Below are 20424 nucleotides of genomic sequence, written 5' to 3'. Positions count from 1 at the left end.
CTTACGAGAACTGTTTCTTTTATCCCATTATCTGGTTTATCTCAGATTTTGAAAAGGTCTAGGAGGATGGTTGCTCGGGTTTGTAAATGGTAGGTAAATGCCAATGATATCTCACCGATAACAGTCGAAAAACTACGATGGAAACGAGACAAATGATTTCAACCGGCATTTTTGGCACCCCCAGCCATGACAAAATGAAAAAAATGAGGCCTCCAAAAATACAGGTGGTCGCATAAATTTCTTTTTGGAAAATAAGAGGGATATTGCTTAAGGATACATCTCTAATAACGCCACCAAAACACGCGGTAATAGTGCCTAATGAAATGCTGATAACGGGATGTAAATCGAGCGCAATTCCAGTATGAATACCAACCACCGTAAAAAATCCGAGTCCGATAGAGTCGAAAAACAGTAGCACATTATGATAATTTTTTATCACGCTTTTAAAAAAGAGGACTGTCACGGTGGTGATTAGCACAACCACTGCCGAGCTCAGGTCGAGCATCCAATTGACGGGGACTTTGCCAATGAGAACATCGCGTAGAGTTCCGCCTCCCAAAGCAGTTATAAAGGCAATGATAAAAACCCCAAACACATCCAGTTTTTTCTCCATGGCCGCAAACGCACCTGCAATACTAAAAGCCGCCGTACCGACAATTTCAATTATTCTGAGAGATTCCATTGTTTGGTTGATTTTAGAGTTAAGCTATCTATAATATGTAGGGTTTAAAAGTCCCGTTGTGTCCCAGATTTATTGAAAAGTAATTTGTGATGGATCTTGACGGAAGTAATTCTTTTGTAGTGAAGACACTTTATCTTCTCTCCAATTGTTTCTGTAACTTATCTTCTACGTCGGTCAACAGGGCATGAAAATCATCTCCATATTCGGAAGCGAAAGGATCCTTGCCTGGGATACCTAACCGGATGCTGACCTGTTTTTGTTTCGTGCTTTTTTCTTTTTTATCCTCCAAATAGATATCTGCCCATTCAATTCTGTCATAAAACCGACTCAAACGGGTGATAACTTTACGTATCGTATCTTTGACATCGTCTCCAATAGTGATATCTACCGCCTCAATGTTAATTTTTATTCCCGAAATGTGATCTGTGTGTTGCATATATATATATTTCTAAAGATTAGTAAATTTGAATACCTCGGGAAACTGCCCCGAGGTATTTTATTCAGAAATAGGACTGTAATACTTAAAACAACATGCGCATTAAACAATAGAAAGATGTTTTGAACATTGTTTTACATACGTATTTCAATCTTAGATCCATTTTCAGTCTCTCAAAACTGATGGCTGTTTAAATTATTTCAAATAGGCTGAATACATCCAAACCAGTTTCTCTTGTTCGCGAATATAATCGCTCATCAAGGCATTGGTACCTTCGTCTTCTGCGTCTGCAGATAATTCAAGAATTTCGCGTTGTAGAATGATAATGGTTTTAAAAGATTCAAGTGTATCTTTCATATCCTGAATACCATCAGCTACTTCAGAGCTTTCTTTAATCTTTGCGTCTTTCTGATAAATGGAGAACTTGTGATTTGGTGTGTGGCCTAACGTCCGAATTCGTTCAGCTACTTCGTCAATCTTTATAAACAAATCTTCGTAAAGCTCTTGGAACTTGTCGTGTAATTCGAAAAACTTATCACCTTTGATATTCCAATGATATCCACGTACGTTTTGATAAAAGATAGAATAATCGGCTAAAAGTTCATTGAGTTTTTCTGCAAGATTTTTGGATTTTTGGATGTCTAATCCAATTGAATTTAATTTTGTCATTTTTCTTAGTTTTTAAATTTATAATTTGATTTGTTTCTACAGGTTGGTTAATTATTTTATTCGTTTCTTAATTGAAAAATTAATGTTTTATAGTTCGTGCAATTGTTCATCCGAGGCTATTGGATAAAGTACAAAAATCTTGATTAATTAAAGGTTGATATCAACCAATATTTTTACTTCGGATGGGTCTTTGGTAAGTGCCTCAAAACCTTTTTCTACGATTTCAACTAAAGATATTACACTGGTAATTAACTTTTCTACAGGCAATCTGCCACTGCTAATCAGCGCAATAGTCTCTGGAAAGATGTTGCGATAGGCAGCTGTACCAATAATGGTCAACTCCCTCAAGGTTTGGTTTAGGGCGTCGTGAGTCACTTTTTCTCCAAAGAGAGCCACCAAGACAGCCGTACCACCGTTGCGTAAGCTGTTGATGCCCGTGTCAAAGGTGGCTTGCACGCCTGCAGCATCGATAAAAACATCAACACCATGACCCGTGATTTCCTTGATTTTTTGAGTAATGTCTTTGTCTTTGGCGTTAAAAGTATGGGTAGCTCCAATTTCCTTGGCCTTCTTTAATCTGTTTTCAGAAAGGTCTGAAACGAAAATTTGAGAAGCACCAGTTGCCAAAGCGACTTGAACGGTTAATAAACCAATGGGACCTGCACCGATGATGAATACGGTATCTCCCATTTTCATACCACTGCGTTGTACTGCGTATGCCGCCACCGCTGCAGGCTCCACAATAGCGCCTTGTTCAAAAGTCATGGAATCGGGCATTTTATGTACCATATAGTCTTCTACCACTACATGTTTTGCAAAGGCTCCATTGGAGGTCAATCCGACAAAACCGAGCGGTTCTGAAAGGTTGTATTCTCCGGTGACTATAAAAGGACTTTCTGGATTTCTAAAAATGGGTTCTACTGTTACTCGGTCGCCTTTTTTTATGTTTTTTACGTTGTTGCCTACGTCTTCAACGACGCCCGAAAATTCGTGTCCAAGGGTTGTTGTTCCCTGATGCCCGTTAAGAGCGTAGGGTTCTTCAACTGGGATTAGTTGTGGTCCGGCGTTGTATTCGTGCAAATCTGATCCGCAAATTCCGGCAAATTTTACTGCAATTTTTACTTGATTTTCTTTTGGTGAAGGCACTTTAGTTTCTTCTACTCTTATATCTTTTGCCTTATGCCAGCGTGCGGCTTTCATCATCTCCATAATTCTATCTTTATTATATTTTAAATACCACCTAATCGTCCAAATTAACCTTAATGAGTAATCTGTAAATTAGGAGTTCAGATTTTCGATGGTCCAAATAGAACCATTTTTTGTCGTATGCTTCTCTAATTTGCCATTTTCGGCAAGCTCATTTAATTGTTTTTCGCTCTCGCTTCTTGGGGTTCCTGATAATTTAGAAAACTCTTTTGCGGTAAGCGTTGGATATATAGAGAATAATGTTTCCCAATTCTTACTATATTCACTTTTCGTTGCGTTTGGATTCAATTTTAAAATGGCCATCTCATAAAAAGCGTAAGGTCTGGTGCCGTAAACGGTTTCTTGATTACCAGCATCATCAACAAAAAACATGGTTGGAAATCCTCTTACCCCCAATTCTTGTCCCAATTTTAAATCTTCTTGGAATAAGCTCTTGGCTTTACCTTCAAAATCCGTTTTTAATTGTTCTACATTTAATCCAACTTTTTTAGCGGCAATGGCCAAATTTTCCCATTTCGCCATGTTTTTCTTTTTTAAAAACATCATTTCGCGCATTTCACGCATAAATGAAATAGCCTTTTGATTATCTTGTAATTGTGCAGCTTTGAATGCAATGGATGAAGGGTAAGAAGAATCCATTGGATCTTCTAACCACAAATCTCCGTCTATGGGCATATCGTAATGAATACTCACTTCATCCCAATGGCTAGCAACATCTGAAGGAGAACTTATGCCCCCGCTATTATAATTCCAATCCGGTAATAAACCACCCATTCTGTAGTCGATTTCAACGGCATCTCCATACTCTAACTTAAGTTTTCGTAGTTGAGGTTCAATGCCCCAGCAAGAAGAGCAAATTGGATCCGTATAATAAATGATTCGGACGGATTTTTTATCTGAAGAAACTTTGTTTTCAGATGTGCTTTCAGACGTACTATCTGTGGTTTCGCACATTCCAGTTTCTATGTCGCATATAAGCGGGTTATTTTTTAAGGTCTCGTTGTTCATAATTTTAAGTTTTAAATATTCTTTTCATTCAACATTTCTTTCTTATTTCTTCGCTGTTGACTGATTATTACAAATATACGGAAAATAAGTGTATATTTGATATGTAATTTCTTTTAGAAAGCACTTTCCATTTGGATACTACCATTGAGGATTTTACGTTTAATTTAATACTTTCAAAAATAATTAGAACAATGAAAAAGAAAGCGGTCATAAATGACACTCCAGTTTGCCAGGTTAGAATGCAGGCCATCAGCGATACGATGAGCATCTTATCAGGAAAATGGAAATTCCATATTTTAGGTACGCTCATGGAAGGCCATAAACTTGGATTTATGGACCTGTTGAGAGAAATTGACGGTATTGGCAGTAAAATGCTTTCCAAAGAACTTCAAGATTTGGAAATGAACCATTTGGTCAGCCGAACCGTTATGAATACAAAACCAATAACTGTTGAATATGCAGTTACTGAATACGGTGCCACGCTCGCACCACTTATCGATGAGCTGACAAAGTGGGGCATTGCCTATAGACAGTCAATTCACGGTTCAAAATGAGTGGATCATTTTATAAAATCTCACTACCATTATATTTAAACTACAACAAATGGACTGTAGGGCGTTAAGCTTACGAGTAATTTAAATTCACTCATCACTCATAAATCTATTTCCACCAATAGGCTTGCTCCAAGGCTCGTTTCGCTTGAAAAAATCAATTTCTTATATATACCTCGTAGACCTGCCTTCCGTGCTGGGTGCATGGGTCCACGAGGTTATTGATCTTATTGTGCCAAATAGCCGCCATCTACGGGATAATATGCACCCGTGACAAATGATGCTTTAGAAGAAGCAAGCCACAGGATCAGTTCTGCTATTTCTTCTGATTTGCCTAATCTTCCGATGGGATGTAAACTTACGAGCCCATCCATGGTTTCGTCATCAAGAGCGTTGGTTACCAAAGGTGTTTTGACATACCCAGGACCAATGGAATTTATTCGAATATTTTGGTCAGCATAATCCAAAGCTGCCGCTTTTGTCAAACCTACTACACCATGTTTTGCGGCAACATAGGCTGGTGAACCTTGTGTACCTGCCTGGCCTAAAATAGAGGCTACGTTTATGATCGAACCGCCTTTTTGACGCATTGCTGGAATCTGGTAACGGAGTCCGTAAAACACTCCTGATAAGTTGATGTCAATTACCTTTTGCCATCCATCCAATGGATATTCTCCAGTAGGAGCAATGGGGCCACCTATACCGGCATTGTTTACCGCAATGTCCAGGCCACCATATTTCTTCAAGGTACCTTCAACCAATGATTCGTGACCTTCGGCCTTGGAAGAATCGGATTGAATAAAGAATCCTTCACCTCCCGCTTTTTCAATTTCACTTACTACCGATTTGCCATTTTTTTCATCGATGTCTGAAACGACAACCTTGGCGCCCTCTTTTGCTAGCAAGAGTGCTGTTGCACGTCCTATTCCAGAACCTGCTCCAGTGATAATAGCGATTTTATTTTCTAATTTTTTCATTTTATATTTTTTTCTTTTACCTCTTCCGAGGCTGCAAATTCTTCCATCTTCGTAATCAAATTATTTTCGACGGTATAGATTTGAACCCAATTCTGTTTCAATTCCCTGCCGGATCGTTTTACTTTTTGATGCTCTTTACCTATGACCACAACCATGTTGCCTTCAACAATATATTGTAGAGGTTTAAAGTTGATGATTTCGGTTCTTTCCATAATATTGGTAAAAAATGTTCTCACACCTTCCTTTTTTTCAAAAGACCCAGCAGGAATAATATGGGTGCCGTGATAAATCCAAACGGTGTCGTCGGAAACTGTGGCTACGAATTTTTCCACATCACCACTGCTGAAGGCAGAGAACATTTTTTCTACTACTGCTTTTGCTGAACTTTTCATTTCTAACAGTTTCAGTTTTATTGTTTTGCAAATTGCAGGTGCGCCACGATCTTTACATCTTTTCCAATACCGGCAGCGGCTGGGTCATAATTGATATTGTAATCAAAGCGATTAATGGTCGCTGTGGCTTTTAAGCCCAATTTTTGACCGTTGTCGCTTGTGACCGTTCCACCGTAATGCACATCAAATATCACATCTTTAGTAACATCTTTTATGGTCAGTTTCCCGTACAATAGGTATTCATTCGGCTTACCTGTTGCTAAAATTTTCGTGCTTTTAAAAGTCATGTTTGGGTATTTTTCTACCTCAAAGAAATCGGCACTTCTCAGATGATTATCTCTGTTTTCTACACTGGTGTCGATACTAGATACTTTGATATTGAAATCAAAATTGGCGTCCGTAAGCGCTTCGTCATTGGTAGTTAGATGACCTGTGTACTCCTGGAATTTTCCATTCACAATACTAATTCCAGAATGTGAAATGTTGAAGTTTAATGACGAATGGTAAGGGTCTACCTTCCATTGTGTTTGTGCAAATGCGCTTGCTGTAAATAAAACTAATGCAATTAATGTTAAGAATTTTCTCATGATTTTTAATATTTAAAGTTTTAAATTATTTTGGAGGAAACCATTTGGTTGTCCTCACGATTTATAGTTCCCTCGAATTCATTTCGAAGGTAATTTTTAATGTTTGCTCAAACTTCTTTGAGATATTCATGTACAAATTGAATGGCCATTGAACCTTCACCTACTGCAGAAGCGACTCGTTTCACGGAATTGGCGCGCACATCGCCCGCTGCGAAAACTCCTGGGCGGCTAGTTTCCAGCCAAAAAGGCTGTCGCTGCAATTTCCACTGTGAGGTGCGTGCCACTTCAGGTCCGGTAAGAACGAAACCATAGGCATCGGTTTTGATTTCGTCGGGCAACCAATTGGTACATGGTTTGGCTCCGATAAACGAAAACACCGCGTCGACCGGTAGATCGCGTTTTTCGTTACTGATATTATTGATGAGTTCCACATTTTCCAGATGCGTCGTTCCGTGCATTGAAGAAATTTCAGTGTGGGTTAAAACCTCGATGTTCTGGGTTTCTTCAATACGTTGCAGCAGATAGTGAGACATTGTTTCTGGCAGATTATCACCCCGAATCAATAAAAAAACTTGACGCACGTGCTCAGACAAAAAGATTGCCGCTTGTCCTGCCGAATTTCCACCTCCAATCACAGCCACCTGTCCGCCGGAGCACATCTTGGCTTCCATGGGAGTTGCGGCATAATATACGCCTGTACCGTCAAAACCTTCGCGCCCGGACACTGGCAACTTGCGATAATTGGCACCACTTGCTATTAATAGAGCCTTGGCGGTAATCTTCTCGTTTCCCTTTAGTTCCAATACCGGAAACTTGCCTTTGAAGTGCAGTTTTGTAACTTGGGCGGGCGTTGATAGCAACGCCCCGAATTTCTGAGCCTGAAGGGTAGCGCGTTCAGCAAGTTCAGCACCTGATAACCCCGTAGGAAAGCCGAGATAATTTTCAATTTTCGCACTTCCCGCTGCCTGCCCACCGGGTGCGATGCGCTCCAGGACAATGGTATTCAATCCTTCAGACGCAGCGTAAACCGCTGCGGCCAAACCTGCCGGGCCACCGCCAACAACGGCTAAGTCATAGAGCGTATCATAATTGCTAACACTTTTAAGACCGATTTTTTTAGCGAGTTCACTGTTGGTCGGGTTGCGCAACATCCAGTCATCGGCATAGCTTACAACTGGAGTTTCTTCGGGTTGAATCTGGAACTGTTTTAACAGCTCGTCCACCTGAACATCAGCCTCGACGTTAATCCAAGTGAACAGCACGCTGTTTTTGGATAGAAAATCGCGGATGCGAAACGTATCCCTTGAGTATTGCGACCCAATGACGCGAAGACCAGTAAAACCTTTACGCCCAACCAGCGCACCCGAACGGGAGATGAAAGTTTGTAAAATCAGGTCACTTAAGTTAGGGCGCTCACTGATAATCTGCTGGAAATTAGTCCTGGAAATTTCGTAAACTTCCACTTCACCCAAGGCTACTGCATCTACATTTGATGCTCTACCAGCCAGATTTGCTAAGTCGCCGGTAAATTCCCCAGGTTCGTGAATTAAAACCGTATGGACCGTACCCGATGAGCGGTCAACGATTTCGACACGCCCTTTTTTAATAACATGGAATTTGAATTCAGTACCGCCAGCATGAAGTAAATACTCGCCATCACCATACGTTTTACGCTGGGCAAACTCTTCGAGAACTGCCAGTTGATCTTCATCCAACCGCGGAAACGCCGTGGGATAACTGCGCTTATATTCTGCGCTACGCCGTTCACGATCATCTTTGCTATGCATGCGTGTCCATCCATTTTTCAAAAGCACCCATAAAGCTTTTCAAGAAGTCCTTGGTGGAATCGTTTATTAACTTTCCATCATCGTCAAAAAGTGCTGCCGCATTTCCAATGTAGGCCTCTGGCTGTGCCATGGCGGGTACATTAACAAAAGTTAACGACTGTCTTAGATGATGATTGGCTCCAAAACCGCTTATGGTACCAATGGAAACACTAACGATAGCAGCTGGTTTTCCATCCCACGAATTTTCTCCATAAGGACGGGAACCTACATCAATTGCATTCTTTAAAACCCCTGGAACCGAACGGTTGTATTCGGGTGTAGCGAAGAGAAAGCCATCTGCGGCTCTAATTTTTTCGCGCAAGGTTACCCATTCTTTCGGTGGATTTGCTTCTAAGTCTTCATTAAACATTGGAAGACCTGTTATATCCAAAAACTCCATGTTAAAGGACTCTGGTGCCATTGCCATCATTGCTTTGGCTGTTTTTAAATTGAAGGACTCTTTACGAAGACTTCCTACGATAACCGCGATGTTGTGTTTTTTCATAAAGTTAATTTTTAAAGGTGATATGTTTGGTTTCAGTTTCTCACTAAGATAAGAATTTCATTAACCACTAAATTTATTTAATTATAATTTATAAGTAGTTTAACATTTGATTTTTCCGTATCATTCCCACCAGAGTATTGTTATACCCCGAGGTTTCTGTTCTATCTCAAACACTACTAAAGTTTGAGAATCAAACGTTAATACCACTAATATAGGTTGCATCTCTCGCAATGGCAATGACCTACATCATTTGGGTTAATTTTAAAAATATAAATGTTGGGATGGCTGGGTGTCTATCAATTATAAAGCATTCTTGGCACCCTGTTGATGTCATACATGTAGCAGTACGACTTTAACTCTATAATCTCATGAAGGCAATAATCTTCAATGGAAGCTATACTTTTTGTGCCTATAGATGATTTTGAGTTTTTATGGTAAAATAATTAAAGGGGTTTGACCTTCGTAAACGAGCTCATTAATCAAAAATCGGCTAAAAAGTTGATCGGTCAATATTCGTGAGCCTTTTTGAACAATCAGGATTTCATCAATTTTGTTGTTGATAACAGCTTTTATACCGTATACCCGATTATTGGCTTCGTAAATAGCAAAGTTTGTAGTAAACTTATCGGCGTAAGTATCCGATAATTTCTGCAACTGTTCTTTTATAAGGTTAGTATCTTCGTTTGGTTTCGCCAAATGGAAAAAGGTTATGCTCGTGTTTTTATGGTCAATGAACTCAAGAAAATTATCCAATTGCTGTATATTGAGAGGTTTTTTCTCTCCCACGGCCACGAATATTTTTTCGTGTGAGAAGGAATTGATCCCTTTAGGCATTGCCACCACCGTGTTTTCTGTATTGCCAATGATCCGAAGGGCGACACTCCCAAGAAATAGTTTTTTTAGCATTCCCGTACCTTTTAGACCAATGAATACTAAATTCTCAAAAGGTTCTTCTAATAGTTTGGGCAAAGTTTGATGAAAATCGATTTCAGAAACATAGTACGCAACCTCAATAGTTTCTGGAATTAGGTCGTTGGCCAGCTTTGTAAGTTTTTCGAGTGCTTTGTCATTAGCTTGTCGAATAAGATATTCTCTTGCGTCATTTTCTGCAAATGCCGGTAAAAACGCATGAGTTTGATGGTGCAGAAGAATTTTGGCATTTATTTCTTGGCTCCAATCACAAGCATACTTGATCAGATTGCTCGAATATTCTGAAAAGTCTATGAGTACTATAAACCGTTTGTTCATTTCTTAAGATTTTATTGTGTTGTACAATTTGTTTTAGTTTATAAGTTTATAAAACTCTTCTACCTTACTTTGGGCACCTTGAATATAAATAATATCTCCTTGTTTTATTATTTCGTCCGGTTGTAAACTTTCCAATAATTTATCCTTTCTTTTGATGGCCAATATATTTATGCCATAAAGTCCTCTTAGGTTCATTTCTCTCAAAGGTTTACCTATAAATTTATTACTATCTGATCTCATGCGTAAACTTTTAATATTGAAATCGGCCATCTCACTGGTTCTATAGGTTTTCGGACCTTTTAAATCACCTTTAAACATTTGGTAATTGTCAGCTCTAACCTTATGGATAAGTTGGACAATGTCGCCTTCAGGAACAAGAAAGTTGTGCAGGATGTGTTCAAATATTTGTATGGATGTTTCAAATTCTTCCGGAATTACTTCATCAGCACCTAAGGCCAATAGTTCTGAAGTTTCTTTAACATATCTTGTCCGTACTACTAAATATAATGAATCAGAGATGGAGCGTATCTTTTTAATGATGTTTTGCGTATCCGTATTTCCAGAAATAGCAATTACAGCTGCTCTGGCTCTTGAAAGGTGGACGGTTTCAAGAATATGGTCATTTGTGGCATCCCCAAAAATGATGGGCAAACCTTTCGCTTTTTCTCGCTTGACAATTTCCGCATTGGTCTCTATGACAATAAAAGGAATGTTGCTGGACGTGGCTGCCTTAGCTAGATTGCTACCATTTATTCCGTACCCAATAATGACCAGATGATTTTCTAATTGTGGTTCTACAATGTCTTCAATACCACTTGATTCCAGATCTCGTTTTAGACCTAATCTTTTCTTAACACCCAAAACTTTGTCAGCAATAGGCTCTGAAAACATTATAACAAATGGCGTTAAAATCATTGATACAATAGAAACGGATAAAAAGTATTGGTTAGTTTGTGCTGTTAATAGATTAAACTTGATACCTATCTTAGAAAGTATGAAAGCAAATTCTCCAACTTGAAAAAGCGCCAAGCCCGTTAAGAGCGCAGTTTTGGTAGGATATTTAAGAATAGCGACGGCAATGGCCGCAACCAAAGATTTTAAGATAAGCACAATAAATACCAAAAGTAGGATGATAGGAATATTGTTTAGGAAAAAGCTTAAATCCAGCAACATTCCAACGGACACGAAAAAGAAACTGGTAAAAAGCTCACGAAATGGCAGAATTATACTTGTGGCTTGATGGCTATATTCCGATTCTGAAATAATAAGACCTGCAATAAATGCGCCCAATGCCAACGATAAGCCTATCCCTGCTGTTAAAAAAGCAATAGCAAAACAAAGGGTGATCGTGACCAAAAGAAAAAGTTCTTTACTGTTGGTTTTTGCCACGGCGTGCATCAGTCTCGGTACAATATATCGGGCACTGACATAAGTAAGTACAACCACAATGGCCGATTTAACCAATAACATTAAAATATCCATGGTAACGTCACTAGATTCACCTGCAATCATTGGCGTTACTAGCATCATAGGTACAACTATAATGTCTTGAAAAATTAAAATAGCTAAAGCATTTCTGGCGTGAGGAGCCGAAATTTCTTGACGGTCTTGTAATGTTTTTAAAACGATTGCAGTACTTGATAATGAAAATAGAAAACCAACAAATACAGACTCATTCCACGAATTTCCTAAAAAATAGTAAACAAGGCCAGCTACACCTACAGTAAGTCCTACTTGTAAAAAGCCACCTATAAAAACAGTTTTTTTAATGGATACCAACTGTTTAATGGACAGTTCCATTCCAATAACAAAGAGCAGCAGAATGACACCCACCTCTGACAGAATTTCTACTTGCTCAACCGCTTTAATAAGACTTAATCCATACGGACCAATAATGACGCCTGTTAATAGAAAACCGATAATAGAGGGAAGTTTTAACCGTTGCAGCACAAAAACAATGACGACTGAAAAGGCTAAAAGGATAAGTATATCTTGTAATAATGGCATACGTTTTAGCTATTCTTGTATTTAATTTGGTTGGCCTGATTTTTCAACAAACCTATTTTTGTTTAAAAAATTAGGAGCTGCTAAAGATAAACTAATGACAATTAAATATGAATAGATTGGATATTTAAAATGTCCTCAATTTTGAGTTTATTTTGTTGATAAAAGAAGTATCGGTATGGATTTGGTAGTAGAATTTCATAATTCCTGTTCTACTCAGTATGCGGAAATAGCGCCGAAACATTGTACATTGGCTATAGGCCAAGTGGCTCTATTGTGGTAGAGGTTTCAATTTGGACCGAATACCGACGCCAAAATGAGGGTTGATATCTGCCCCGATCATTACTTGCCCGGATCATTTCGTTTTTTCGACTTAAGTTCTTGGTTCTGTGAGCCAATTAACCTATTTAATCTTGCTATCCATCTCCGTGAAGAACCTTTTAGCCAGAACGATCTCAATATTTTAGTAATCTACCGAAGGAATTATGAGGGCATCATGCAAATACATATAAGTCAAAAAAGAATTTGGTCCGTCTGATATTTGATACTTATAAACCAGAAAAATTGTTTAGAGGTAACAAATAGTAATTTAGGAAGCGGTACACATGCGACGAACATTGCCATCAACCCTAGGTTTGAAAGATGGCAATGTATTTCGCATTAATTTATGGTTTTAGGAAAATTATCCGTTAGTAGGTCTTGGTGCCCATTTATCATAAGGTGTCATGTCAAAACTGTTGACTTCGTCCATGGTTAGACCGAGTGCTTTTGCTACACCTTCTCCATATTCTGGGTCTGCTTTATAGCAGTTTCTAATATGACGGATTTGAATAAACTTCTCTGCTCCACCCACTTGTGCCGCAGTGTTTTTGAACAATGCGTCATCCTTTCCATCCGCTTTAATGATGCGGAACAAATCGCCTGGCTGTGTGAAATAATCTTCATCATCGTCCCTAAAATTATGGGCATAGGCTGAGCCGTCCAATTCTAAAGGTGGTTCTTTTGCATCTGGTTGTTCTTGCCATTTACCATAGCTGTTAGGGTTGTAATGAATAGTGCCACCATGATTGCCATCTACGCGCATGGTTCCGTCTCTATGGTTGGAGTGGTACGGGCACGTTGGTTTGTTAACAGGAATTTGGTAATGATTGACTCCCAGTCTATAGCGCTGTGCATCTCCATAAGAAAAAAGTCGTCCTTGAAGCATTTTATCTGGCGAAAATCCAATGCCTGGAACAACATTTGTAGGGTTGAAGGCAGCTTGCTCTACATCTTGAAAATAATTTTCAGGATTATTATTTAGCTCAAACTCTCCAACAGGAATGAGTGGGAAGTCTTTTTTAGACCAAACCTTCGTCAAATCGAAGGGGTGGAAGCGGTATGTTTTAGCCTCTTCTTCTGTCATCACTTGAATAAACATTTTCCATTTTGGGAAATCTTTTCTCTCAATAGCGTCAAATAGATCTCTCTGGGAGGACTCTCGGTCAACTCCAACCAATTGCGCGGCCTCTTTATCAGTGTAATTTTCTATACCTTGTTGTGTTACAAAATGAAATTTCACCCAATGTCTTTTATTGTCATTGTTGATAAGACTATAGGTGTGACTTCCAAACCCGTGCATATTTCTATAGCCTTTTGGAATGCCGCGATCACTCATGATGATGGTCACTTGATGTAATGCTTCTGGGAGTAAAGTCCAGAAATCCCAGTTATTATTGGCACTTCTCAAATTGGTTTTTGGGTCGCGTTTTACAGCGCGGTTCAAGTCTGGAAATTTCATTGGGTCGCGAAAGAAAAATACCGGTGTGTTGTTTCCAACCAGATCCCAAATACCTTCTTCGGTGTAAAATTTAAGAGCGAAACCTCTGATATCCCGTTCAGCATCGGCCGCACCACGTTCGCCAGCAACAGTTGAGAATCGACTGAACATTTCAGTCTGTTTACCTACTTCACTGAATATCTTAGCTTTGGTATATTTTGATATATCATGCGTTACCGTAAACGTTCCAAAAGCACCTGAACCCTTGGCGTGCATTCTCCTTTCTGGGATGACTTCACGGTCAAAATTGGCCATCTTTTCGAGAAACCAAGCATCCTGCATTAACATCGGTCCACGTGGGCCAGCAGTTTGTACATTTTGATTATCACCAACCGGAGCTCCGGTCTGTCTTGTTAGCTTGGTGTCTTTATCTTCTTTTTTTGAGTGTTTATCTTCCATTGCTTTTTAAATTTAAATTAGTTGATTAGCGAATCAAGTTACAATTTTTCTATTACTTGAACGAGGACTTTAAAAATTTTAACGGCAGTTTAATTGGAAGCGACGATAATAGAGAAGAAGGTTATCACTTGGTCAGGGACTTCCTCTGCTAAGATTCAATAAAATAGGTGAGAAGTCAAATGAAATGACCTTGATAAATGCACCAAAATAATTATGTGAAAATTGATTGGAAGCATTGATTACAGACAACCGCATGACGACTCTAATGATAAAGGTTGGTTTGGGATTAGGAATATTTCATTACTTTAGCTGAAAACCTGACCAAGAATAATTCAATTGAAATAAATAAGGATTGGATTTATAATCGTGATAAGGTATTTTCAGTTAAATCATCTAACTTTTACAAATACAGTAAAAATGCAAGGATCTCAAAGTAATATGGGCGTTATATCCACATCAGATGGACAGATTACCCTGTACTATAATTCGACATCTCAAAAAGGTAAACAGACGTTGGCTTATGCCAAAACACACGGCCTCCCTTTAGAAAAAGTTGACATCTTAAAAACTCCATTGACAGGGACTCAAATTACTGAACTGGCAGAGCGTTTGGGCATTACTATTCCCGATATGGTCAATCAGGATCATTACAAATACAGAAGAAAGTTTACTGCACAATGTTTCGATTCTGAAGATTGGATCACTGTGATACAAAACCACCCTGAAATTATGAAACAGCCTATCGCTTTGCGGGGCAACAAAACTATTCTTGTAGAAACACCAACGGATATCATTCGCATATGATTCGCTGTTTCGTATAGTGTGATGATCAAAACTGCAGGTTGAGGGTATGCAATGGCCGTCTTTAATGATGAACCTTAATTTTTAAATCTACCGTAATCCTAAAATCTAAATGTTGCAGGAGTTGAACTTATTTTGGTGTTCTTGAATATTGTAGATAATGCCTTTGAATTAAAAGAAGTGCCAATTAAATAATGAACGTCATCTGGGAATGGCTTTTATAAGCCATTGTTATCAATATATTTAACACGCAGATCAATTCTTAACAGCTTCTGCTTGATAAAGTGCTTTTGATGCTTCTTCATATTTATCTCCTTCATTCCATCTCGGTGTCTGTATATCATTACCAATCTTACGACCTGCTAATACGTAAGCTTTAAAGAATTTCAGCAAATAATCATAATCTAAACTATCTGCTTCGTCCCCGGGTTGATGGTAATATTTGGTAACATCCCCATCAAACGAAGTAAAGCCCAAAGAGAAGGTGGGGGCTGGAATTCCTTTTTTGGCAAAGTTCACGTTGTCGCTTCTATCAAATAAGCCCTGCTCTTTTGCGGGGTCCTCAATTGCCTTTAACCCAACTGCTTCAGCGGCACTTATAATATTGTTTTCAGCAGAGGTTCTGGTCAACCCTATCACCGAAATTACGGAAGTGTCATTATAACCTGCATTATCACTATTAAAACAATATACCATCTGATGTAATGGTAAGACTGGGTTTTCTACATAATAACTGCTTCCCAATAGGCCTTTTTCTTCCGCTGTGAACAGTATAAATAAAGCCGAGCGTTTTGTTGGATATTTCGCTAGGTTTTTAGCCATGCTCAGCACCGTGGTGGTGCCTACTGCATTGTCTCTGGCTCCGTTATAAATACTGTCACCTGTTTTATCCGGCTGATCAATACCAAGATGATCATAATGGGCAGAATAAATTATGTATTCATTTTTAAGTTGAGGGTCTGTGCCTTCAATAACACCAATGACATTTTGGGAAATTACAGATTCTTCATGTTTATCGCCAATAACTATTTTTGAATTTAGGGTTTTGGCGGCACTAAATTGTTCGGCCATGGTTCCATCTTTATCTAAAACCAAAACATAAGCTGTTTCTTTGCTCGCACTTTTATCGCTCTCACCTAAGTCAATGGCTAACCTTGATCTATTAAAATTATGATCTATAAAACTCCAAGTTTCGTCGTCAGCGTCTAATAATTCTATGATAGCCGTTACCTCGTTGTCTTTGGCAAGCTTTTCTTTGGTTTGACGCAATCGTAATGCAGCTCTCGTATCGTTGGTTTGAGGGCCACCCGCCTTTATAATGGCTATTTTACCTTTTACATCCTTTCCTTTATAATCATCGGCAAGACCATGATTTAAAAATATAGCGTCCTGGTTTGCTGACATTGCATCAGCATTGAGTAGGACGTAATCCGTAAGTGTTTGGTTGTTTATGATGATCGACGCATCTTTTGAAGGCGCTATACGTTTAAGTTTAACCTCTTGATAGTACGTTCCTGTTTTTGGGTTTGGCTTCACACCATAACGACGAAAACTATTAGCTAAATAGGAAGCTGCGATTTTAAGTTCGGGGGTTCCTGTATCTCTTCCTTTTAAAAGATCGTCAGCCAAAAAATAAATATGACCTTCAATATCCGATTTGCTGGTCGTTTCAGATACTTTTTCAATTTCAGTTTGTGCAGTTAATGTAAAAACGCATCCAAATGCGAGTAATAATGCTAATTTTTTCATTTTGATCGTTTAAAATTTGTGTTAGTTATATTCTTGAAAACCAAATTCTTTTATGGCGTCTAAATCATCCTTGCTGACGGTTGCAATAACTCTATTGCCACTTAAACAATGACAGGCGTTACAAAATTGCGGCGTTCCTTTATTATCAATTTTTATATCGGCTATTCCAATATTTACTGACTCGAAATAATTCTTTATTCTGTCTATCAATTTATGCTTGTTTTCTACGGGTTCCCACGGATCACTACAATAGGTTTGATTATATAAAACAAAAACACGATCTGTTGCATCATCATCTTTTGAGCAGGCCAAAAAAGTTAGTCCAATAAATATATGTAAGATGAATTGTTTCATGACCATGTTTTTACACCTATAAAAAGCCACCTCATTCCCACCAATGGATTATTATGTTTTGAGATTCTAATTTAAATGTTGCATCAGATGAGCCCTAAGTTGATAATATTGGTTCAGGAGCCTGATTAAAAAGGGAATTTAGTAAAAATTAAATTGAAAGGAGAATCTGGGGGGCTTTGTGAAATATATATGGGGAAAATTGATCCGCGATGAAGAGCAATTTATTTAATCAAAAGTAAAAAACCTTGCTAAATTAAATTAGCAAGGTTTTGCAGTTTTGGCGCTTCCGCCGTGTGACCCGACTGGGGCTCGAACCCAGGACCCTAACATTAAAAGTGTTATGCTCTACCAACTGAGCTATCGAGTCATTTCCTCAATGAGGGTGCAAATATAAAAGGTTTTATTAATAATCAAACCCTTTCTTTGAAAAATTTTTTGTTTTTTTGTTGGGCCATTGGCTATGTTTTTAAGAATCAATTTATAAGCTGTTTTATGAATATTGTTTTAATTGGGTATATGGGGTCAGGAAAATCCTCTATTGGAAAGAAACTCTCAGAATTGGTCAATCTCGAATTCATAGATTTGGATGATTATATTCAGGAAAAGGAAAACTTGACCATTCCGCAGATTTTTGAAACCAAAGGTGAAATCTATTTTAGAAAAATTGAATACAGGTATTTAAAAGAGGTTTTGCAGCGTAATGATATTATTCTGTCACTTGGAGGTGGAACCCCTTGTTTTGGCAACAATATGGATACCATTTTGAATGCTGATGCTACACATAGTATTTATTTGAAGAGTTCAATCCCTAATCTGGTGTCTAGATTAACACCTGAAAAAGCACACCGACCTTTGATAGCGCATCTCAAATCTGATGACGAATTGACAGAGTTTATTGGGAAACATCTTTTTGAACGCTCATTTTATTATAACCAGAGCAATCAAACGGTTAATACCGATGGCAAGAATATTTCTGCTATTGCAGAAGAAATTGTGAGCCTTCTATTTTAAATAAGCTTCATAAGTCTTACCGGTTAAAACAACTTCCACATGCTCATGTAGCGAAGTGGACAGGGAGATGCCCTTGAAATCAGCTTTGACTGGGAACTTTTTATGATTCCTATTGACTAGTACCGCCGTTTTGAATTGTTGTAACGGCACATCCAGAAAATGTTTTACACCATAGATTAACGTGCTCCCAGAGTTCAGAACATCGTCAATAAGTACAATGGATTTATTCTTATAATCTGACGCCGCAACCGAAGTGGTAATAGGAGTGAGGGGGTTCTTCTTATCAATGGTTACTCTGCACAGTACCGATTTCAAATCGGAGATCTTATCCAAATTGGACTTTAGTTTTTCTGCAAGAATATAGCCATTGCTGTCAATTCCCGCTAAAATGACTTCAGTACCATCTACATTGCTCTCATAAATCTGATAGGCAATGCGTCTTATTTTATGATTGATCTCCTGATGGCTTAGTATGGTTTGTTTTGACGTTGTCATTTTTGGTTCTTGTTTTTTCAAAGATAAATAAAGCGTTCTTTTTAATCGTCATCATTGGTCTCATAAAAATCATCAATATCGCGTCGGTCTTTTTTGGTAGGTCGGCCTGTCCCTTTTTTTCGATAATAATCTTTGGAGTATTTTAATAGTTCTTGAGCTTCAAAGGCCTCTTTTGGTGTGGTGTCATTTATGTAGATATCCACTAATTTAGCCCCCACACGGCTTGGAGGAATATCGTTGACCGTAAGTTGGTAATTAATTTGGTTTTTTCTTAATTCAATCTGGTCGGTGGCATAAACTTCCCGGCTGGGTTTGGCTGCCTGCCCGTTAATTTTGATATGTCCTTTTTTGCACGCTTCTGTAGCAAGGGTGCGTGTTTTATAGTATCGGACACACCAAAGAAATTTATCGATTCGCATATTTTAATTTTTAAAACTACGTTAATGTTGTTGTGCAAACATATTATATTATCGTATCTTGCCGGCAAAAATAAGCAATATTGAATCATTCTCTGATAGCCCATTTTGTGAGCTCAATTTAATGATTTTTAAGTGTATTGTGTTTTGCTTTTGAAAATGAATAAAATTAAATTGATGAAATTAAAAACCTACGTCCTCTCCACTTTATGTTTTTTAGCGCTATTGTCTTCTTGTAAAAAAGATGACGATAATTCTATTGATCTGATTCCAGAAAGGGACCGTACCGAACAGCAAGTGGCAGATTTTGACTCTTTGCAAAAATATTTAACAACCCACTATTACAACCGTGGTAACTTTTTAGGGTCTGACGATCATAGTATTTCTGAGATTGTTATAACCGAATTACCTAAAGATGACAGTGGCAATTATTTGGATATGCCAGATCCTGATTACAACCAAATGTTGAGTGAGGCCGTGGATATTGACAATCCTAAGACAACAACATATCAAGAGATCGAATATCAGTATTACATTTTAGAACTTAATGAAGGGGGTGGCGAAAATCCGAATTTCTCAGATAATGTGAGAATGAATTATTTTGGAACTCTTCTTAATGGAACATCTTTTGACGGCACAGTTACGCCGATAGAGTTTGATTTAATGACTTTAATCCCTGGATGGAGGGAGGTAATTCCGGAGTTCAAAACAGCTGAAGGCTTTGTTGAAAACGGTGATGGTACGGTAACGTTTACTAATTATGGTTTGGGAGTGATGTTCTTGCCTTCAGGATTAGGTTATTATGGTGAACCTAAAGGCAGCATTCCTGCTTATTCCAATTTGATTTTTACCTTTGAACTATACCAATCTGAGGTTATGGATCACGATGGTGATGGGATTCCTTCTTATATGGAAGATCTGAATGGCAATAAGAACCTATATGACGACGATACCGATGGTGATGGTGTTCCAAATTTTTTAGATCCTGATGATGATGGTGACCGTGTATTGACTATAAATGAAATGACCAGACAGACTTATACAGTCGATACAAATATTGGCGAAGAAGAACCGGTGCTTGCAGAGCATGAGTTTTTAAGAAGTCGTACAGAAACTAATGGAGTCATTACTATTAAAACCTTGAAATATGTAGACTCTGATAATAATGGGGTCTTTGATCATCTGCAGGATGATGTTAAAATAGATTATAGTGTTGATGAATAAATCAATCTAAACCTGATAGTTCAGGTATAGATAAAAAAAAGGCTATCGGTTTATGCGATAGCCTT

At 38.3% G+C, this 20424-nt stretch carries 21 protein-coding genes and 1 tRNA gene; 4 read left to right on the top strand and 18 right to left on the bottom strand.

From position 1 onward, the window contains the following. Positions 1-58: 58 nt before the first annotated feature. The 5 genes from H3Z82_RS17930 to H3Z82_RS17910 form a co-directional block, all read right to left on the bottom strand. Positions 59-682 (bottom strand): trimeric intracellular cation channel family protein, encoded by a 624-nt coding sequence (locus tag H3Z82_RS17930; protein WP_182206875.1) that lies wholly within the window; start codon positions 680-682, stop codon positions 59-61. A 130-nt stretch (positions 683-812) separates the two neighbouring features. Next, the gene (hpf, locus tag H3Z82_RS17925) at positions 813-1118 is read right to left on the bottom strand and encodes a ribosome hibernation-promoting factor, HPF/YfiA family (RefSeq protein ID WP_182206874.1); all 306 of its coding nucleotides are present in this window, start codon (positions 1116-1118) and stop codon (positions 813-815) included. A 195-nt stretch (positions 1119-1313) separates the two neighbouring features. After that, positions 1314-1787 carry a Dps family protein gene (locus H3Z82_RS17920; protein ID WP_182206873.1) on the bottom strand — a complete coding sequence of 158 codons (474 nt, stop codon included), beginning with the start codon at positions 1785-1787 and terminating at the stop codon, positions 1314-1316. Positions 1788-1934: 147 nt separating this feature from the next. Next, entirely contained in the window at positions 1935-2996 is a 1062-nt protein-coding gene (locus H3Z82_RS17915; RefSeq protein WP_182206872.1) for a 2,3-butanediol dehydrogenase, read from the bottom strand. 69 nt (positions 2997-3065) lie between these two features. Continuing rightward, the gene (locus H3Z82_RS17910) at positions 3066-4001 is read right to left on the bottom strand and encodes a DsbA family protein (protein ID WP_182206871.1); all 936 of its coding nucleotides are present in this window, start codon (positions 3999-4001) and stop codon (positions 3066-3068) included. 191 nt (positions 4002-4192) lie between these two features. On the opposite strand from H3Z82_RS17910, the gene H3Z82_RS17905 reads away from it, so the two are divergent. Continuing rightward, positions 4193-4555, top strand: a complete 363-nt coding sequence (locus H3Z82_RS17905; RefSeq protein WP_182206870.1) for a winged helix-turn-helix transcriptional regulator — start codon at positions 4193-4195, stop codon at positions 4553-4555. A 224-nt stretch (positions 4556-4779) separates the two neighbouring features. Here the strand turns inward: H3Z82_RS17905 and H3Z82_RS17900 are convergent, their stop codons facing one another. The 8 genes from H3Z82_RS17900 to H3Z82_RS17865 all read right to left on the bottom strand — a co-directional run bounded on the left by H3Z82_RS17900 (position 4780) and on the right by H3Z82_RS17865 (position 14309). Further along, on the bottom strand, positions 4780-5529 hold the full coding sequence (locus H3Z82_RS17900) for an SDR family NAD(P)-dependent oxidoreductase (protein WP_182206869.1): 750 nt from the start codon (positions 5527-5529) through the stop codon (positions 4780-4782). Then, positions 5526-5921 carry a nuclear transport factor 2 family protein gene (locus H3Z82_RS17895; protein WP_182206868.1) on the bottom strand — a complete coding sequence of 132 codons (396 nt, stop codon included), beginning with the start codon at positions 5919-5921 and terminating at the stop codon, positions 5526-5528. Before H3Z82_RS17895 ends, H3Z82_RS17900 begins: the two co-directional genes overlap by 4 nt. Before the next feature lie 17 nt (positions 5922-5938). Then, positions 5939-6508 carry a YceI family protein gene (locus H3Z82_RS17890; RefSeq protein ID WP_182206867.1) on the bottom strand — a complete coding sequence of 190 codons (570 nt, stop codon included), beginning with the start codon at positions 6506-6508 and terminating at the stop codon, positions 5939-5941. A gap of 107 nt (positions 6509-6615) precedes the next feature. Then, on the bottom strand, positions 6616-8295 hold the full coding sequence (locus tag H3Z82_RS17885) for an FAD-dependent oxidoreductase (RefSeq protein ID WP_182206866.1): 1680 nt from the start codon (positions 8293-8295) through the stop codon (positions 6616-6618). Further along, positions 8288-8839, bottom strand: coding sequence for an NADPH-dependent FMN reductase (locus H3Z82_RS17880; RefSeq protein WP_182206865.1), 552 nt, complete (start codon positions 8837-8839; stop codon positions 8288-8290). Before H3Z82_RS17880 ends, H3Z82_RS17885 begins: the two co-directional genes overlap by 8 nt. Before the next feature lie 429 nt (positions 8840-9268). Beyond that, positions 9269-10087 carry a universal stress protein gene (locus tag H3Z82_RS17875; RefSeq protein WP_182206864.1) on the bottom strand — a complete coding sequence of 273 codons (819 nt, stop codon included), beginning with the start codon at positions 10085-10087 and terminating at the stop codon, positions 9269-9271. 33 nt (positions 10088-10120) lie between these two features. Then, entirely contained in the window at positions 10121-12094 is a 1974-nt protein-coding gene (locus tag H3Z82_RS17870; RefSeq protein WP_182206863.1) for a monovalent cation:proton antiporter family protein, read from the bottom strand. Positions 12095-12773: 679 nt separating this feature from the next. Then, complete coding sequence (locus H3Z82_RS17865; protein WP_182206862.1) at positions 12774-14309, bottom strand: catalase; 1536 nt, start codon at positions 14307-14309, stop codon at positions 12774-12776. Between the two features lie 417 nt (positions 14310-14726). Between H3Z82_RS17865 and H3Z82_RS17860 the strand changes: the two genes are divergently transcribed. Beyond that, positions 14727-15113 carry an arsenate reductase family protein gene (locus H3Z82_RS17860; protein ID WP_235982487.1) on the top strand — a complete coding sequence of 129 codons (387 nt, stop codon included), beginning with the start codon at positions 14727-14729 and terminating at the stop codon, positions 15111-15113. Positions 15114-15365: 252 nt separating this feature from the next. Here the strand turns inward: H3Z82_RS17860 and H3Z82_RS17855 are convergent, their stop codons facing one another. The 3 genes from H3Z82_RS17855 to H3Z82_RS17845 form a co-directional block, all read right to left on the bottom strand. After that, entirely contained in the window at positions 15366-16859 is a 1494-nt protein-coding gene (locus H3Z82_RS17855) for a M28 family peptidase (protein WP_182206861.1), read from the bottom strand. Positions 16860-16880: 21 nt separating this feature from the next. Further along, the gene (locus tag H3Z82_RS17850) at positions 16881-17213 is read right to left on the bottom strand and encodes a hypothetical protein (protein ID WP_182206860.1); all 333 of its coding nucleotides are present in this window, start codon (positions 17211-17213) and stop codon (positions 16881-16883) included. A gap of 294 nt (positions 17214-17507) precedes the next feature. Then, a tRNA-Lys gene (locus tag H3Z82_RS17845) sits at positions 17508-17580 on the bottom strand. Positions 17581-17705: 125 nt separating this feature from the next. On the opposite strand from H3Z82_RS17845, the gene H3Z82_RS17840 reads away from it, so the two are divergent. Beyond that, positions 17706-18224: a shikimate kinase gene (locus tag H3Z82_RS17840; protein WP_182206859.1), complete on the top strand. Its 519-nt coding sequence runs from the start codon at positions 17706-17708 to the stop codon at positions 18222-18224. Here the strand turns inward: H3Z82_RS17840 and H3Z82_RS17835 are convergent. Further along, positions 18216-18719, bottom strand: a complete 504-nt coding sequence (locus H3Z82_RS17835; RefSeq protein WP_182206858.1) for a phosphoribosyltransferase family protein — start codon at positions 18717-18719, stop codon at positions 18216-18218. The two genes, H3Z82_RS17840 and H3Z82_RS17835, sit on opposite strands and share 9 nt — an antisense overlap. A 41-nt stretch (positions 18720-18760) precedes the next feature. Continuing rightward, positions 18761-19138 (bottom strand): RNA-binding S4 domain-containing protein, encoded by a 378-nt coding sequence (locus H3Z82_RS17830; protein ID WP_182206857.1) that lies wholly within the window; start codon positions 19136-19138, stop codon positions 18761-18763. A 174-nt stretch (positions 19139-19312) separates the two neighbouring features. Here H3Z82_RS17830 and H3Z82_RS17825 point away from each other — a divergent pair, with 174 nt between their 5' ends. Then, positions 19313-20359: an FKBP-type peptidyl-prolyl cis-trans isomerase gene (locus tag H3Z82_RS17825; RefSeq protein ID WP_182206856.1), complete on the top strand. Its 1047-nt coding sequence runs from the start codon at positions 19313-19315 to the stop codon at positions 20357-20359. Positions 20360-20424: the final 65 nt, after the last annotated feature.

It is taken from the genome of Gelidibacter maritimus (assembly GCF_014062315.1).
In the GTDB taxonomy this organism is placed as follows: domain Bacteria; phylum Bacteroidota; class Bacteroidia; order Flavobacteriales; family Flavobacteriaceae; genus Gelidibacter; species Gelidibacter maritimus.
Note: the sequence above shows the minus strand (reverse complement) of the source record. Positions and strands in the feature narration are given on the sequence as shown.